The 14,923-nt window shown below is 57.3% G+C and carries 21 protein-coding genes; 9 read left to right on the top strand and 12 right to left on the bottom strand.

What is annotated here, in order from left to right; translation table 11 throughout:
* Window positions 1-5: 5 nt before the first annotated feature.
* A complete protein-coding gene (locus PEL8287_RS14030; RefSeq protein WP_085893173.1) occupies window positions 6-656 on the bottom strand; it encodes a hypothetical protein in 651 nt (216 codons plus the stop codon).
* Between the two features lie 112 nt (window positions 657-768).
* Here PEL8287_RS14030 and PEL8287_RS14025 point away from each other — a divergent pair, with 112 nt between their 5' ends.
* The 5 genes from PEL8287_RS14025 (at window position 769) to PEL8287_RS14005 (ending at window position 3,186) form a co-directional block, all read left to right on the top strand.
* Window positions 769-1,089 (top strand): antibiotic biosynthesis monooxygenase family protein, encoded by a 321-nt coding sequence (locus PEL8287_RS14025; protein ID WP_085893055.1) that lies wholly within the window; start codon window positions 769-771, stop codon window positions 1,087-1,089.
* Window positions 1,086-1,394: a DUF5665 domain-containing protein gene (locus tag PEL8287_RS14020; RefSeq protein ID WP_235862307.1), complete on the top strand. Its 309-nt coding sequence runs from the start codon at window positions 1,086-1,088 to the stop codon at window positions 1,392-1,394. Before PEL8287_RS14025 ends, PEL8287_RS14020 begins: the two co-directional genes overlap by 4 nt.
* Before the next feature lie 62 nt (window positions 1,395-1,456).
* Window positions 1,457-2,386, top strand: a complete 930-nt coding sequence (locus PEL8287_RS14015) for a DMT family transporter (protein ID WP_085893054.1) — start codon at window positions 1,457-1,459, stop codon at window positions 2,384-2,386.
* Window positions 2,387-2,450: 64 nt separating this feature from the next.
* Entirely contained in the window at window positions 2,451-2,858 is a 408-nt protein-coding gene (locus PEL8287_RS14010; RefSeq protein ID WP_085893053.1) for a universal stress protein, read from the top strand.
* A gap of 100 nt (window positions 2,859-2,958) precedes the next feature.
* Window positions 2,959-3,186 carry a TFIIB-type zinc ribbon-containing protein gene (locus PEL8287_RS14005; RefSeq protein ID WP_085893052.1) on the top strand — a complete coding sequence of 76 codons (228 nt, stop codon included), beginning with the start codon at window positions 2,959-2,961 and terminating at the stop codon, window positions 3,184-3,186.
* Window positions 3,187-3,343: 157 nt separating this feature from the next.
* On the opposite strand, the gene PEL8287_RS14000 is transcribed toward PEL8287_RS14005, so the two are convergent.
* On the bottom strand, window positions 3,344-4,141 hold the full coding sequence (locus PEL8287_RS14000) for a DUF6782 family putative metallopeptidase (protein WP_085893051.1): 798 nt from the start codon (window positions 4,139-4,141) through the stop codon (window positions 3,344-3,346).
* Window positions 4,142-4,246: 105 nt separating this feature from the next.
* Here PEL8287_RS14000 and PEL8287_RS13995 point away from each other — a divergent pair, with 105 nt between their 5' ends.
* Window positions 4,247-5,002: a sulfotransferase-like domain-containing protein gene (locus PEL8287_RS13995; protein ID WP_139837809.1), complete on the top strand. Its 756-nt coding sequence runs from the start codon at window positions 4,247-4,249 to the stop codon at window positions 5,000-5,002.
* Window positions 5,003-5,009: 7 nt separating this feature from the next.
* Here PEL8287_RS13995 and PEL8287_RS13990 read toward each other — a convergent pair whose 3' ends face one another.
* From PEL8287_RS13990 to PEL8287_RS13955, 8 genes are all read right to left on the bottom strand, one after another.
* Window positions 5,010-5,348 carry a hypothetical protein gene (locus tag PEL8287_RS13990; RefSeq protein WP_085893049.1) on the bottom strand — a complete coding sequence of 113 codons (339 nt, stop codon included), beginning with the start codon at window positions 5,346-5,348 and terminating at the stop codon, window positions 5,010-5,012.
* Between the two features lie 210 nt (window positions 5,349-5,558).
* On the bottom strand, window positions 5,559-6,344 hold the full coding sequence (locus PEL8287_RS13985; protein ID WP_085893171.1) for a formate/nitrite transporter family protein: 786 nt from the start codon (window positions 6,342-6,344) through the stop codon (window positions 5,559-5,561).
* Between the two features lie 124 nt (window positions 6,345-6,468).
* On the bottom strand, window positions 6,469-6,699 hold the full coding sequence (locus PEL8287_RS13980) for an aspartate aminotransferase (protein WP_085893048.1): 231 nt from the start codon (window positions 6,697-6,699) through the stop codon (window positions 6,469-6,471).
* A gap of 58 nt (window positions 6,700-6,757) precedes the next feature.
* Window positions 6,758-7,207, bottom strand: a complete 450-nt coding sequence (locus PEL8287_RS13975; protein WP_085893047.1) for a hypothetical protein — start codon at window positions 7,205-7,207, stop codon at window positions 6,758-6,760.
* 308 nt (window positions 7,208-7,515) lie between these two features.
* Entirely contained in the window at window positions 7,516-7,881 is a 366-nt protein-coding gene (locus tag PEL8287_RS13970) for a hypothetical protein (RefSeq protein WP_085893046.1), read from the bottom strand.
* A gap of 143 nt (window positions 7,882-8,024) precedes the next feature.
* On the bottom strand, window positions 8,025-10,229 hold the full coding sequence (gene uvrB / locus PEL8287_RS13965) for an excinuclease ABC subunit UvrB (protein WP_085893045.1): 2,205 nt from the start codon (window positions 10,227-10,229) through the stop codon (window positions 8,025-8,027).
* Window positions 10,230-10,427: 198 nt separating this feature from the next.
* Complete coding sequence (locus PEL8287_RS13960) at window positions 10,428-10,835, bottom strand: hypothetical protein (protein ID WP_085893044.1); 408 nt, start codon at window positions 10,833-10,835, stop codon at window positions 10,428-10,430.
* A 257-nt stretch (window positions 10,836-11,092) separates the two neighbouring features.
* Window positions 11,093-12,295, bottom strand: coding sequence for a pyridoxal phosphate-dependent aminotransferase (locus tag PEL8287_RS13955; protein ID WP_085893043.1), 1,203 nt, complete (start codon window positions 12,293-12,295; stop codon window positions 11,093-11,095).
* Window positions 12,296-12,382: 87 nt separating this feature from the next.
* Between PEL8287_RS13955 and PEL8287_RS13950 the strand changes: the two genes are divergently transcribed.
* From PEL8287_RS13950 to PEL8287_RS13940, 3 genes are all read left to right on the top strand, one after another.
* Window positions 12,383-12,784, top strand: a complete 402-nt coding sequence (locus PEL8287_RS13950; RefSeq protein WP_139837808.1) for a helix-turn-helix domain-containing protein — start codon at window positions 12,383-12,385, stop codon at window positions 12,782-12,784.
* Window positions 12,777-13,040, top strand: coding sequence for a succinate dehydrogenase assembly factor 2 (locus PEL8287_RS13945; protein WP_085893041.1), 264 nt, complete (start codon window positions 12,777-12,779; stop codon window positions 13,038-13,040). The genes PEL8287_RS13950 and PEL8287_RS13945 overlap by 8 nt, the downstream gene beginning before the upstream one ends.
* 92 nt (window positions 13,041-13,132) lie before the next feature.
* The gene (locus PEL8287_RS13940; protein WP_085893040.1) at window positions 13,133-13,633 is read left to right on the top strand and encodes a MarR family winged helix-turn-helix transcriptional regulator; all 501 of its coding nucleotides are present in this window, start codon (window positions 13,133-13,135) and stop codon (window positions 13,631-13,633) included.
* Between the two features lie 96 nt (window positions 13,634-13,729).
* Here the strand turns inward: PEL8287_RS13940 and PEL8287_RS13935 are convergent, their stop codons facing one another.
* Window positions 13,730-14,464 carry a DUF1194 domain-containing protein gene (locus tag PEL8287_RS13935; protein ID WP_139837807.1) on the bottom strand — a complete coding sequence of 245 codons (735 nt, stop codon included), beginning with the start codon at window positions 14,462-14,464 and terminating at the stop codon, window positions 13,730-13,732.
* Window positions 14,431-14,859: a VOC family protein gene (locus tag PEL8287_RS13930; protein ID WP_085893170.1), complete on the bottom strand. Its 429-nt coding sequence runs from the start codon at window positions 14,857-14,859 to the stop codon at window positions 14,431-14,433. The genes PEL8287_RS13935 and PEL8287_RS13930 overlap by 34 nt, the downstream gene beginning before the upstream one ends.
* Window positions 14,860-14,923 lie beyond the last annotated feature (64 nt).

The raw sequence follows: 14,923 nt of genomic DNA, 5'->3' as shown, positions 1-14,923 counted from the left end.
GCGGATCAGAAGTGTCGCCATGTTCCGATCTTGATACCTTTTGTCGAGATTTCCTTCAGCCCGGCCGTGATCCCCAGTTCAAGGTGATGGCCGGGTTTTCTTTCGATTACAAGCGAGGGTGCCAGACGGATATAAAGTGGATTACTGCTGCGGGCGCCTGTCTGAAGCTGCAGGATCAGTTTGGTTTTTTTGCTGGCATTCAGGCCAAAGGTCAGATCGGTTTCAAACAGACTGTCCGAACCGCGGTCGAACTTAACAAACCGGGTGTCGATGGCGGCCCATCCCTGTCTTTGCCACAGTGTCAACCCGCGCCCCATCGAGAAACCTGGCCGCAGGGCAGTACGGCCGTCGACCTGACCAAGACCAAGTTCCGCGGCCAGTTTTGTGGGCTGGTCCAGGCGCCCAAGCGGCAGGCGCAGAAAGGCCACTGCCTTGGTCATCTGGAGGGCGCTGCCGCCCAGATCCAGTCCTGCAGTCAGTTTGTCGGTCAGCCCGTATTCGGCGTAAACGGTCGCGAAACTGTCATAGAGCCCGAATTCGCTGGGCCCTTCGACCTGCGTTGAAAACGACAGGAACGTCTTGCCTTTCTCGCGCGACCAGGCCCCGGCCTGGGCCTGCGCGGCCAGCAAGATCAGCAAAGCCAGCATTCGAAACATGATTACCTCCAGGTTAACCATGGTTAAAAATGGTAAACCGGGGGTTAAGGTGCGGAAAAATTTGCCCTGCGCGCGCAGCATGTTAGGCTAGGAACAGCCAAGGAGGTGCGCCATGCCCACAATCGCCAAATCCGACAGTCACCAGACCGTGATCACCACCTTTGAGATGACCCCAGGCACCTGCCAGGATCTGCTGGACCTGCTAACGGCGGCTTATGATGAGTTCATCTCGAAACAGCCCGGTTTCATCGCCGCAGGTCTGCATGTGAACGATGCCCAGACCCGCATCGCCAATTATTCGCAATGGCAGCGGCGCGAGGATTTCCAGGCGATGTTGCGCAGCGAAGAAATGCGCGCGCGCAACCGCAAGATCAATGAGTTGTGCAAAAGCTTTGAACCGGTGATGTATGATGTCGCCGCGACATTCAATTGATCGGGCGACGGCATAAAGCTACGGTCGAGCCCGAGGCAGTTCCCAATGATGTACGCGCCGAGTTGCGCGGGCTTCGGGGGGAAATTGCCAAGCTGAACAAGCATCGTTTTATCCGCATGCACAATAGCCTGTGGCGGCTGCTGATGTTCAATTTTCTGCGTGGTCTGGCATTTGGTCTTGGCACCGTGCTGGGGGCGTCGGCGCTGCTGTCGCTGGTATTATGGTCGCTGAGCCAGATCGAGTTTCTGCCGATCATCGGTGAATGGGCCGCTGAAATCGCCCGGCAAATGAAAGCCGCACCGTAAGTACCTGCATTTGCGCAGGAAACGGGTCGTGCTGTCAGGCAAGGCAGGGCATAACCCGGAGCATGAAACAGCCCACGCTCCGCCTGACCCCGATCTCTGCCCTGATGTTGCTGGCGCTTGCTGCCGTCTGGGGTGGGTCGTTCTTTTTCGCTGAGGTCGCTCTGGCCGAGGTGCCCCCACTGACCATCGCGCTGCACAGGGTGTTCTGGGCGGTGCCCTGTCTGGCGATGCTGATACGCCTGCGGGGGATTCCCCTTGCGCGCGCGCCGCGGGTCTGGGGCGCTTATCTGGTCATGGGAGCGCTGAACAATGCAATACCGTTTTCCCTGATTTTCTGGGGGCAGACCCAGATCGAAAGCGGGTTGGCGTCGATCCTGAATGGAATGACAGCAATCTTTGGTGCGGTGGTGGCCGGTCTGCTGCTGGCAGACGAGAGGCTGACGGCGGGCAAGATCATGGGCGCTGTTTTTGGTCTGGCGGGTGTGGCGGTGATCATCGGGCCCAAGGCGATGTACGGTCTTGACCCGCGCAATCTGGCGCAACTGGCAGTTCTGGCGGGGGCGTTCAGCTATGCACTGGCCAGTGTCTGGGGCAAGACCATGCTTGCCGGGCAGGCGCCACAGATGAATGCACTTGGTATGTTGACCGGCAGCAGCGTGCTGATGATTCCGGTGGTGATTTGGATTGACGGGGTGCCCGAAGTCGGATTGAGCCTGCCTGTCTGGGGTGCGCTGGGGGCGCTGTCGGTTCTGTCTACGGCGCTGGCTTATCTGCTCTATTTCGCCATTTTGGTCCGGGCAGGGGCGGCAAACCTGATGCTGGTGACCTTGCTGATCCCACCTTTTGCCATTGCATTGGGGGCCGGTGTGCTGGACGAGCGGTTGCCGCCCGGCGCATTGGGTGGGTTTGCACTGATCGGCTTTGCTCTGGTCCTTACCGACGGTCGGGCGCTGGCCAGGATCAAGGACATTTTGCGGCCCGCAAAAAGCTGACCTGAATCAAGGCGCATTGACAGAATCTACGCGAGTATGGGCTAAACAATCAGGGAGAATTCCAATGTACAACAATGTCCTTGTTCCAATCTCGTTTGACGAAGACCGTGACGCCTCGGGCGCCATCAGTATCGCCAAGGTGCTGGCGGGCGATAAAGGCCGTATCACGCTGCTCCATGTAATGGAGCATATTCCCGGCTACGCAATTTCCTATGTACCCGCCGAGTATTTGGAGGAAAGCCGCCGGGCGATCCTGACAGAGTTGGAAAGCATAGTTGATGGAGTGCCCAACGGCACCGCAGAGCTGGTCGAAGGCCATTCGGGCCGCACGATTCTGGATTATGCCCAAAGCCATGACGTTGATTGCATCATCATCGCCAGTCACCGGCCCGGCATGCAGGATCTGCTGCTTGGCTCGACCGCCACACAGGTGGTTCGCCATGCCAGTTGCGCGGTGCATGTGATCCGGTAACCGGCCGTTGCAAACCTGTCGGCCTTTTGTCGCAGGGCCTTGCCGCAGCAGGGCCTTCTTCCCAGATGTTGTGGAATATCAACATGCAAGGAGGATGCCAATGCAATGCCCTGTCGACGGAACCGTTCTGGTTGTCACTGATCGCGCCGGGGTCGAAATAGATTACTGCCCGAAATGCCGGGGTGTCTGGTTGGACCGGGGGGAACTGGACAAGATCCTTGAACGTTCGGCCCCGCAGCCTCCACAGGCCAGAGTCTGGCAGGCGGATGAGAAGCCGCACAAAAAGAAGAAACGCGGCGGATTTCTGGAAGACCTGTTCGATTTCTGAACTTGCTTTTCAGTCGCGACCGTCGGCGCAGTCGGGTTATTACCTCAAGCGTTTTGGGATCAATCTGATCCGCAGCTTGATTTTGAAACGCCCACAACTTTGATCGGATCCGGGCGTTCCGCGCGATTGTTGTGTGCCAACAATAAGGCGAACCGCTTTAGTCTGGCGCGAAAACCCGGGTGCGTGAGCAGACATAGGTCCCGCCCTGGGGCATTTGGCACAGACTGTTCAGAAAATCGGCAGCAAGGGGGTTATATTGCGGGATTTGCTTGTTGCGCTCCTGCGTTTCAAGATAGTCCATGCAGGCCGCCAGATAGTAGTTTTCACGCCGCCAGTCGGAATTGAACCACTGATCAAATGCGGCACTTGTCGCGATTGAGATATCGCCGCTCAGGGTCATTTCATTTTTGAAACGGGTGGCGATATCGGCCTGTGTTGGCCATTTTTCCACAGCCTGCCAGACCGATGCATCCCCGTTTTCGCGCAGATACCAGGCAATCAGCATGGTAATGGCACTGGCATCAGCCTCCATTGCCAGAACCCCAAGGCCTGCGGCCCGCATCGACAGGTCATCACTTGGGCAGGCACCGGTTGCCAACTGGTCCAGATGGCGTAACTCGTGCAGGATGACGGCGCGCTGCATGGGCAGGGGCAGGGCAGCGTCCAGAACAATGCGGTTCTCTTCAGGGTCCGTATAACCGTGGGCATCGCGCAATTCGTCTGACAGGCATATTCGGGGGGCGCGATCATCCAACGCAGCCTGCAACGACACAAATTCAGCCAATACCGGGGCCAGCCCGTTCATTATACGGGCAAGGCGCGCCGCGTCAGGCCTGCCGGGATTGGCGTAGGGGTACGGCAGGCAGATGGTGCCTGCCGGTGCCTGCGTTGCCAGCAGGGACAGGGCGATGATCAGGGGCTTGAGAAATCGGTTCAGCGGAGACGTGTCGTACATCTGGTAAGATTGTCTTGCGCGTAGGGCGCTGTCCAGTCAGAACGCAAGCTTGGCACAGCATTCGCGACTGGTATAGGCTGAGCGGGTAACCACAAAGGCCTGCCCATGCACAAGATCATTGTTCTCTGGTCCCACCCCCGGTCCATGTCCACCGCAATGGAGCGGATCATGCGCGAACGGGGCGACCTGTGGTGCGCGCACGAACCTTTCATGTATGACTATTACGTCGCGCGCGGCGCGGGCCATATGCCGAAATTCGACGTGCAGCCAGACCATCCGACACGGTACGAGGATATCCGCGACATGCTGTTACAGCGTGCCAGGACGGGTCCGGTGTTTTTCAAGGATATGGCTTATTACGTGGTGCCGCGCATATTTGAAGATCCGGATTTCTTCGGGCGGCTGACCCATAGTTTTTTGATCCGCAATCCGATGGCGTCGCTCTTGTCCTATCACAAACTTGACCCAGGGCTTACGCAGGAAGAGGTCGGGATCGAAGCCCAGTGGCAACTCTATCAGGCTCTCGTTGACGCGGGGCAGACACCGGCAGTGATCGAGGCCGAGGCAGTACGCGCCGACACGCGCGGCATGATGGCCAAGTTTTGGGCGCATATCGGGCTTGACTGGCGCGAAGAGGCGTTCGACTGGGCCCGCGAGCCCCCTAAAGACTGGGAACAGGTCGGCGCCTGGCACGAAGAGGTCAGCACGTCATCTGGCATCCGTGCCGCGGACGCCGAAGAAATGCTGCGCAAGGAAATGGCGTTTGAAACCTGCACCGAAACCGCCCCGCGGCTGAAGGACTATCTGGCTCATCACCTGCCGTTCTATCAGCGGTTGGCGCGTGTGGCTTTGTCGTCCTGAGTGCCTGTCAGGCTTCGCCTACCATCAGCACCATCGACAAAAGCGCGCAACTGATCCCCATTACTTCGCGGTTTCCCAAAGGTTCGTTGAAACAGACCGTGCTGATCACACACAAGGCGATCAGGCTGAGCATCGAATAGGCCATGCCACCCTGGGCAAGCGTGATGTTGCACATGGCGAAATACCACATGATCGCCGAGATGCCGTAAAGCGCACAGCCCGCCAGAACATGACGCGATGTCAGAGGCATTCCGCCATCTGCCGCGATTTTCAGGATGGTGTCTCCGAGGATGACAATGACCGCGGTGATAAGGCTGTAACCAAAACCCAGAATAAAAGCATTCATTTTTTCTCCTTGCGGACGGACGGCAGAATGGGTGCCGATTGGCGGGCAGGCTAAATGCCCTTGAATAAATTTTCCGTCTCAAAAAAAACTGGCCGAAATAGGATTGGCCATTGGGAAAATATCGCAATTACAGCGGGATTTCTCAAGTCAGGAGAACCCTACCTGCGGGATCCTCGAGTGTACTTCTTTGGTTACAGTGTTATCGCGACGTCATCGAAGGTCGGGATAGGCCAGACGATAGGCCAGCGCCACACCACCGGCACCGCCCAGAACATTTCCAAGGGTGACCCACAAGATGTTCGTCGCAAGCGCTGTGGCAGGGGCGGTGCTGCCGGCCAAAAGGCCCTGCGGCAACAGATACATATTGGCGACCGAGTGCTCTAGTCCCAGCAGAACAAAGCCGCTGATCGGCCAGAGGATCGCCAGAATTTTACCTGCCGCAGTGCGCGCGGCAAAAGTCAGCCAGACCGCCAGGCAGACCAGCGCGTTGCACAGCGCACCGCGGGTGAACGCCTCAACCGGGCCCAAGGCTGCCTTGGCGTCGGCGATCCTGGCTGCCATTATCCCCATGGGACCATCCAGCAGGCCGGTCAGACCAAAGGCCAGCGCCAGTCCCACGGCACCAACCGCATTGCCCAGGTAGACAAGGCCCCAGTTGCGCAAAAGTGCTGCCACGGTGACCCGCCGGTCGACCGCCGCCATGGTCATCAGCGCATTGCCGGTGAATAATTCAGCCCCGCCGACGATCACCAGAATGAGGCCCAGAGAGAACACCACACCGCCCAGAAAGCGCGCCGGACCATAAGCGGAATCCACGCCGGTCATCACCATGGTATAGGCTGCCCCGCCAAAGCCAATGAAAGCCCCGGCAAGTATGGCGAGGGTCAGCATTTGCAGGGCGGGAAGGGCGGCCTTGGCGACACCGGCAGTTTCGACCAGTTGCGCGATTTCAGCGGGTTTATAGGCGTCAAGGCCGGTGGGGTTTGGTTGTCTCATGGCGGCAGGATGGCGAAGCTTTCTGTCGGACAACATGATTGAAATCAAATCTGCAACTTTTGGGGTCTCATCCGAAATCTTTGAAAGATTTCGGCCCGCTTTCTTTCAAAGAAAGCGGTTCCCTTCAACGCAACCACCGAATTGGGGCGCGGTTACAGAATATGATGATCTGGCCCGAGTTTTCAGCAACCTGATAGCCACGGCGCCGGATTTCCAGCATGAACAGGTCCATGCCGGCAAAACGTTCAATATCGCGGGCCTTGCGCCGGATCACACCGCCCTTTTGTACGGCTTTGCTGGCAAACAGGTCATTCAACCAGACCTCAGGCGACAGGGGGGAAATCGGGTAACGCATGAGAGATTTCTGACCAGGCACGGTTAACACCAGGTTAAAAAGGGTGGTCTGTCTGTGATCAGGCGTTCAGCCAGCTATTGATGTCATCCGCCAAACCGCCGCGCGCAGAGGCGGTGAAGCCGAATTCAAGCGGGTGTTTTTCACCTTCGACGACCAGTGTGATGCGCTCCATCCGGCTGTTGTCGCTCCATTGTGCCTGCACGGCGGCGCGTTCGATCCCCGACAGGGGCAGGGTGCTGACTGTCCGGCCATTGACCCGTGCCTCAAGACGGGTGAACCAACCGTTAGGGCGGTCGAACGTCAGGCGCTGGAAGGGAAAGAAGTGATGCGCGATCCATAGCGTGCCAAGACCCAGAGGGGTAATAAGCAAGGCTTCGCCGGGCCAGTCGGTCTGGCCGGTTATGACCGCCATCAAGCAGGCCGCGCCCATGCACCACAAAAAACCGGCGAAAAACCGGGGCCGGTCCTCGAGGATCAGGAGATCCAGGGTATTTTCGACAATTTTCATTGGGCGTTAGAGTAACCGCAGAATTTGGCGGGATTTTGGCATGGATTTCTCCCGGGTCGCTCGCGACATGGTCAGCACCCGTCCGCACCATGGGTGGGCGCGTCAGGTCCACCCGCGAAGGGGTGCTGAGCGCATGGTGGAGCTTGCATGGGGCAGGTGAAACCTGCGCGTGAGTAATTTGATCGCCCCCATGGTGGGTTTGGGTCCACCCTGGGTTTAATTTGATTAACGATACTTGTTGACCGTAACCATATCGCCGTTCTTGCCGAAAAAATATTCAGCTAGATCGCGCCCATCACTTTGCCTTTTTACTTGCACCTGAACCGTACCACTGGTGGCGCCAATACTGGGGTGTGGACCGCCCTGGCATGTTGTTTCAAACCTCTGACGGACAAATTCCACCTGCGTTTGGTTTTTTGTTTGCCTAAGGTTATTTTCCCGACTTTTCCGCCAGCGCAATCCTGCGCAATAAATTTTGAGATGCGCTTCAGAGAATAACTTGCTGGAATGGCTTTCTTATTTTCTTTGATCGCTACCTGCATCAAACCAGTCACAACGCTGGTGTCGTCTTTGATATAATATATAACCCACACGCCTTCAATTTCTTGGGCTGATGCTGAAAAGGAAAAGGTCGAAAGAATTATTCCAGCCAAAATGGTGGGTATAGTCTTCATAATTTTCTCCGTATCTTTGTATACGGGCTTTTTTCACGTACGAAATTCGGCATCAACCAAAAATAGAACTCGAATTCATCTGTAAAAATGAAACGGGAAAATGAGGGTAAAGTTTTCTAGTTTGCGGGTGGACAAAATAAAAATTAACGCCCCCGCCGCTTTACATTCCCGCTCCGTTGCCCAGGTCGGCCAGCGGTTGAGCGTCCGCGGCCTTTGATCGCTTCCTGAGATGCTTTTTCAACCGCTTGTTGCCGTGCCAAGGGATCGTCCGCGATGGCCAGATCGACCGCTTCCAGGCGTTTGACCTCGTCGCGCAAGCGCGCGGCCTCTTCGAATTCCAGGTTCTCAGCGGCCTTGCGCATTTCCAGCCGTAGCCCGTCCAGATGGGCGGCCAGGTTGGCACCGTGCAGGGGTTTGTCGACCTTTGCGGTCACGCGGCTCATGTCTACGTCGCCCTTGTAGAGCCCGGCCAGAATATCCTCGACGTTTTTCTTGATCGTGGCCGGGGTGATCCCATGCTCAAGATTATAAGCGATCTGCTTGTCGCGGCGGCGGTTGGTTTCCCCCAACGCGCGTTCCATCGAACCAGTGATACGGTCGGCATACATGATCACCCGGCCTTCGGCGTTGCGCGCGGCGCGGCCGATGGTCTGAATCAGCGAAGTTTCGGACCGCAGAAAGCCTTCCTTGTCGGCATCCAGGATCGCCACCAGCCCGCATTCGGGGATATCCAGCCCCTCACGCAGCAGGTTGATGCCGACCAGAACGTCAAAGGCCCCCAGTCGCAGATCGCGTAAAATCTCAATTCTTTCAATGGTATCGATATCAGAGTGCATGTAACGCACGCGGATACCCTGTTCGTGCAGATATTCGGTAAGATCCTCGGCCATTCGTTTGGTCAGCGTGGTCACCAGCGTGCGGAACCCGTCGGCGGCAACGCGGCGTACTTCGTCCAGCAGATCATCGACCTGCATCTCGACGGGGCGGATTTCAACCTGCGGATCTAGCAGGCCGGTGGGGCGGATCACCTGTTCGGTGAAGACGCCGCCGGTTTGCTCCATCTCCCATTTGGCAGGGGTGGCCGAGACAAAGATCGACTGTGGGCGCATGGCATCCCATTCCTCGAACTTCAGGGGGCGGTTGTCCATGCAGCTGGGCAGACGGAACCCATGTTCGGCCAGAGTGAATTTGCGTCGGTAATCGCCCTTGTACATTCCCCCGATCTGCGGCACCGAAACGTGGGATTCATCCGCGAAAACAATGGCATGATCGGGGATGAATTCAAACAGGGTGGGGGGAGGCTCACCCGGCGCGCGCCCCGTCAGATAGCGCGAATAGTTTTCGATCCCGTTGCAGACGCCCGTCGCCTCAAGCATTTCCAGGTCGAAATTGGTGCGCTGTTCCAGCCGCTGCGCTTCCAGTAATTTTCCTTCGGAAACAAGCTGATCCAGCCTGATCCTCAACTCTTTCTTGATGCCGATGATGGCCTGCTGCATCGTCGGTTTGGGTGTTACATAGTGACTGTTTGCATAGACACGGATTTGCTCAAAACTGTCGGTTTTCTCACCGGTCAGGGGATCGAATTCAACAATTGATTCAAGCTCTTCCCCGAAGAAGCTTAATCTCCAGGCGCGATCCTCAAGGTGGGCGGGAAAGATCTCAAGACTATCGCCGCGCACCCGGAACGATCCGCGTTGGAACGCCTGGTCGTTGCGGCGGTATTGTTGTGCCACCAGATCGGCCATGACCTTGCGCTGATCGTACTCGTTTCCGACCTTCAGATCCTGCGTCATTGCCCCATAGGTTTCGACTGAGCCGATACCGTAGATGCACGAAACGCTGGCGACGATGATCACATCGTCACGCTCCAGCAGCGCCCGGGTGGCCGAGTGGCGCATCCGGTCGATCTGTTCGTTGATCTGGGATTCCTTCTCGATATAGGTGTCGCTGCGGGCAACATAGGCCTCGGGCTGGTAATAGTCGTAGTAGGAAACAAAATATTCGACCGCATTGTCGGGAAAAAAGCCTTTGAATTCACCATATAGCTGGGCGGCGAGGGTTTTGTTGGGGGCCAGGATGATGGCGGGGCGCTGCGTTTCGGCGATAATTTTGGCCATGGTAAAGGTCTTGCCGGTGCCGGTTGCCCCCAAAAGCACCTGATCGCGCTCACCGTTGCCAATGCCCTGCGTCAACTCGGCAATCGCCGTGGGCTGGTCGCCTGCGGGCTCAAAACCGGTATTGATCTCAAACCGCTTGCCGCCTTCCAGCTTGAGACGTTCGCGCACATCGGGGGCGGGAGCGTGCATCATCGGCAAGGTGTCGGATTTGTCGGAATGGGCATAGGGCATTGGATGGGTCCTTTGGCTAGTCCTCACATTTGAATGCTTTGCCGGTCAGTTCAAGGGCAGTTGCGAAACTTCCCGTTGAAGCGCGCGGTGGGACCGTAACCTGTCAGCGGGGTGTACTGGAAAGAAAAGGTGGGATTGCAGTGACGCCCAAGATGCCCGCAACGCTTCTTTTTGTTGGCGCCGCGTCTTTTGGAAAAATCACTTGCCGGCTTTTAGCAGTCTGTCAGCCTTTTTGCGCGCCAGAACCGTCCGCAAGTCATGCATCGCCAGCAACAAAGCATCTGTCACCGCTTCCAGCTGATCGTCTGTGGCCTTTGACTGGGCCCAATGTGCCGTGGTGTTCAGGTAATCTACCGCCCGGTGGATGTCGTCGATATCGCGATGGCTCAGCAGTGCCTGCCGTTCGACCATCCAGTTCTGGATGACCTCCATATCCCGGTCGCTTAGCTGGCGGTCGCCCTGCGGCTTGATCTCGCCCTTGCGGAGGTTGACCACCGCAATCTGATCCATTTCGACACGACGCTGCTGGTTCTCGGCGTTCACACGAAAAACGAAAGCGCCGTTTTCACGCACGCGAAAGTAATAGTCGGGCAGATCGCTGCTCATCAGTCTTCTCCAAACTCCAGCACCCGCCACAGCGACCCGCCCGGGCCGTGCAGGCAGAAAATCTGTGGTGCGCCTTCCTTTGCAAGGCCTTCATAGACCGGCGCAGGAAGTCCGGCGACTCCCGCGCGATGCCCGGTTTCGACCATTCTTTGTTTAGATTGTCAATTTCGGGCACCCACATGCAGCGGAATACCGGCTGCCGCCGTGCACAGGCCCAGGGTTGTGACTGGGTGGATTTGCGGTGATCCGTTCCTGAGTCATGACAAGCTTTTGCAGAACCCCTGTATCCTTGTGCAGGCCTCTTTCAGTGCCTCATCCGACGTGGCATAGCTGATACGGAAGTTTGGTGAAAGACCGAAGGCCGCGCCGAAAACCACTGCAACGCCGGTTTCTTCCAGCAACGCCGTGGCAAACACCTCGTCATTTTCAATGACTGTGCCGCGCGGGGTGGTCTTGCCAATCAGCCCGGCAATCGACGGATAGACATAAAAGGCGCCTTCAGGCGTGGGGCAGATGATGCCCTCGATCTCGCTCAGCATGCCCACCACCAGATTGCGGCGGCGCTTGAACATCTCATTGTTGCGGGCCAGAAAATCCTGCGTGCCGTTCAGGGCCTCGACCGAGGCCCACTGGCTGATCGTGCAGGGGTTCGAGGTGCTCTGGCTCTGGATTTTGCGCATCGCCGCAATCAACTTTTCCGGCCCTGCGGCATAGCCGATCCGCCAGCCGGTCATCGCATAGGCCTTGCTGACACCATTGCAGGTCAGCGTGCGATCATAGAGGCGTGGTTCGACCTGTGCGGGGGTGCAGAATTCAAAACCGTCATAGGCAAGATGCTCGTACATGTCATCGGTCATCACCCAGACATGCGGGTGACGCATCAGCACGTCGGTCAGCGCCTTCAGCTCATCGCGGCTGTATCCTGCGCCGGTGGGGTTGGAGGGCGAATTGAAGATAAACCATTTGGTTTTTGATGTGATCGCCGCCTCAAGCTTTTCGGGGGTCAGTTTGAAATCATCCTCCAGCGTCGCCTCGGCAATCACCGGCTCACCACCGGCCAGCAACACCATGTCGGGGTAGCTGACCCAATAGGGGGCGGGGATCACCACTTCGTCGCCAGGGTTCAGCGTGGCCATCAGGGCATTGTAAAGAATCTGTTTGCCGCCGGTGCCAACGCTGACCTGTGCCGGTACATACTCCAGCCCGTTTTCACGTTTGAACTTGGCGCAGATCGCCTTTTTCAGCTCGGGGATACCATCGGGGGCGGTGTATTTCGTCTTGCCCTCTTCGATGGCACGGATGCCTGCGGCCTTGATATTGTCGGGCGTGTCGAAATCCGGCTCGCCTGCGCCAAGGCCGATCACGTCCTCTCCGGCTGCCTTCATTTCGTTTGCTTTGGTCGAAACGGCGATCGTCGGCGAAGGTTTGACGCGCGATAATGTCGCGGAAAGGAAGTTCATGGCGGGCTCCGGTTTGAATAGCAGTCGCGAATGTCTTAGGTTGCGCACCGAGACTGATCAAGCACGATCAGCTGAAAGGATACATTGATGAACGCCGAAATCACCGAAACCTGGTTTGATCCCGATGCAACTACTTTTGGGGACCGCGTTGCTGGGGCGCGTGAGCATGCAGGCATGTCGCAGTCTGATCTGGCACAGCGCCTGGGGGTCAAACTGAAGACGCTCAAGGCCTGGGAAGATGATCAGTCTGAACCTCGCGCCAACAAGCTTTCGATGATGGCGGGGCTGCTGAACGTTTCTTTCCGCTGGTTGATCACCGGGGAAGGCGAAGGCCCGATTGCCCGTGGCGCGGGCGAGCTTTCGCAGGATGTTGCCGGTATCCTGACCGAAATTCGCGATATTCGCGCGCAACTGTCCTTGTCTGTCGGGCGTTTGGGCCTGCTTGAGAAGAACCTGCGCAAAAAGTTGAAAGAAGAAGCGGTTGACTGAGCAGCCCGAGCATCGGTTGAAAAGGCTGCGCATGCGGTCAATGCGGCGCGGCATCAAGGAGATGGATATCATCCTGACCCGCTATGCCGACGCCCGCCTTGGCACGCTGACCCCTGGCGAACTTGATCTGTATGACGCGCTTTTGTCTGAAAACGATCAGGATCTCTATCAGTGGGTAACGGGGCAGGTAGGGGCGCCTGAACGGCTCAGCGGGATAGTGGGCGAGATCACCGAAATCGCCTGCCAGCCAAACTAGGTCGCATTTTAAGCGTCATTTCCTCAGTTTAACTGATTATTCGCCATTTTCCGTCAGTTTCTGTTCAGAGCAGTATCGGACGGAGATGAATTATGAGTTTGCACACCCGCCTGGCGACCCCGGTCGAGCAAAAAGGTTTCATGACGGGTTACCTGGATGCGCTGGCCCTGGTAGAGCGGCTGCACCGGTTGTTTCTTGACGTGATCAAAGACGAATTTGAGCGCGTCAATGTGTTAGAGATCAACGCGGTTCAGGCGCTACTGTTGTTTAACATCGGCGAAAACGAGGTGACGGCAGGCGAGCTGAAAACGCGCGGCTACTATCAGGGCAGCAATGTCAGCTACAATCTGAAAAAACTGGTTGAAATGGGCTATATGCACCACCAGCGATGCGAGATTGACCGTCGCTCGGTCCGGGTGCGTCTGACCCAGAAGGGGCGCGATATCCGCAATATCGTCGGAGACCTTTTTGAACGGCATGCCGAGGGGTTACAGGGCAAGGGCGTGTTGGGGATGGACGGAATCGATCAGATCACCACCTCGCTGCGCCGGGTCGAGCGGTACTGGACAGATCAGATCCGCTATATCTATTAAAGCGTTTCGCGAAAAACCTGAGACATGCACGCAAGCCAAGTTGCTTTGAACATTCCGGGGGCAGGGGGATCGGCAAACCAGCAGGCTGTGCAGTGTTCAGCCGTCCCGCCCGGTTTCGGCGCCCGCAACCTCGCCCAGAATGATATCATTGATTTCGCGGTACAGTTTTCGCGTCATCGATTCGCGGAAATCGTCAAAACCATTGGCAATTACCAAAAAGGCGTTGGGCCCCTTGAGAACCTCATCGCGGTAATATTCCACCACCCCCGCCCGCTGGCTGAGGATGACAAGCCCGTTCACGGTGACATCCTGCAGGGGAAAATTGCGATAGGCAGAAGCAGGTCCATAGCCGTGATTGTTGATGCCGTCGCCTGACATGTCGATCACCCGCCGGTCACAGACCGGCGCGCGTTTCAGGACAGTCGCGCCATAGCCCAGGGCCTGACCTATCGACGTGGGGAAATTGTCATGGCTACGGGTCATGCTTGCAATCGCCAACACGGCCCGGTCAATGTCGGCGTCGCTGCGCAACAGGGTCCAGTCCAGATGCAGCTTTTGCTGAAAAAAACCGCTCCATTCATAAACCGCCAGCGCCACATCCCCCGAGGCACCCTGCAGGATGGCATGGCGCACCTCGGGCGCGTCAAGGGCAGCGGCCAGCCCCAGCCGCTGCAGGTCATATTCCGCCGCATCCACAGACGAAGAAACGTCCAGCGCCAGGACCAGCGCCAGACGGCAGCCCGCCTGCACCACTGTCGTCGATACCAGCCAAACGGTGGCAATTATGGCCGCCAGCCTTACCAATGGCCGGTGTTTTCCATGCTGATCCACGGCTCGGCCGGGGGCAGCGCCTCACCTTCCTGCAGCAGTTCGATCGAGATATTGTCGGGACTGCGCACAAAAGCCATGCGCCCGTCGCGCGGCGGGCGGTTGATCACCACGCCATTGTCCATCAGGTGCTGGCACATGTCATGGATGTTTTCGACCGCATAGGCCAGATGTCCGAAATGACGGCTGTCACTTGGCAACCCGTCATCGCCATCCCAGTTATAGGTCAGCTCGACCGGGCAGTCCTCGTTCCCGACAGGCGCCATGAACACCAGCGTGAACCGCCCGCCTTCGTTGTCCCAGCGTCGGGTTTCTTTCATTCCCAGCAGTTCAAAGAAGCGGATCGTTTTCTCCAGGTCTTTTACCCGAACCATAGTGTGCAGATATTTAACGCGCATATCGCCCTCCGCCATTGCGTTTCCATCAAGTGTGATAAAAGCGACGATAACGCCTTTGCCGTGA

The sequence above is a fragment of the Roseovarius litorisediminis genome (genome assembly GCF_900172295.1).
Lineage (GTDB): Bacteria > Pseudomonadota > Alphaproteobacteria > Rhodobacterales > Rhodobacteraceae > Roseovarius > Roseovarius litorisediminis.
Note: the sequence above shows the minus strand (reverse complement) of the source record. Positions and strands in the feature narration are given on the sequence as shown.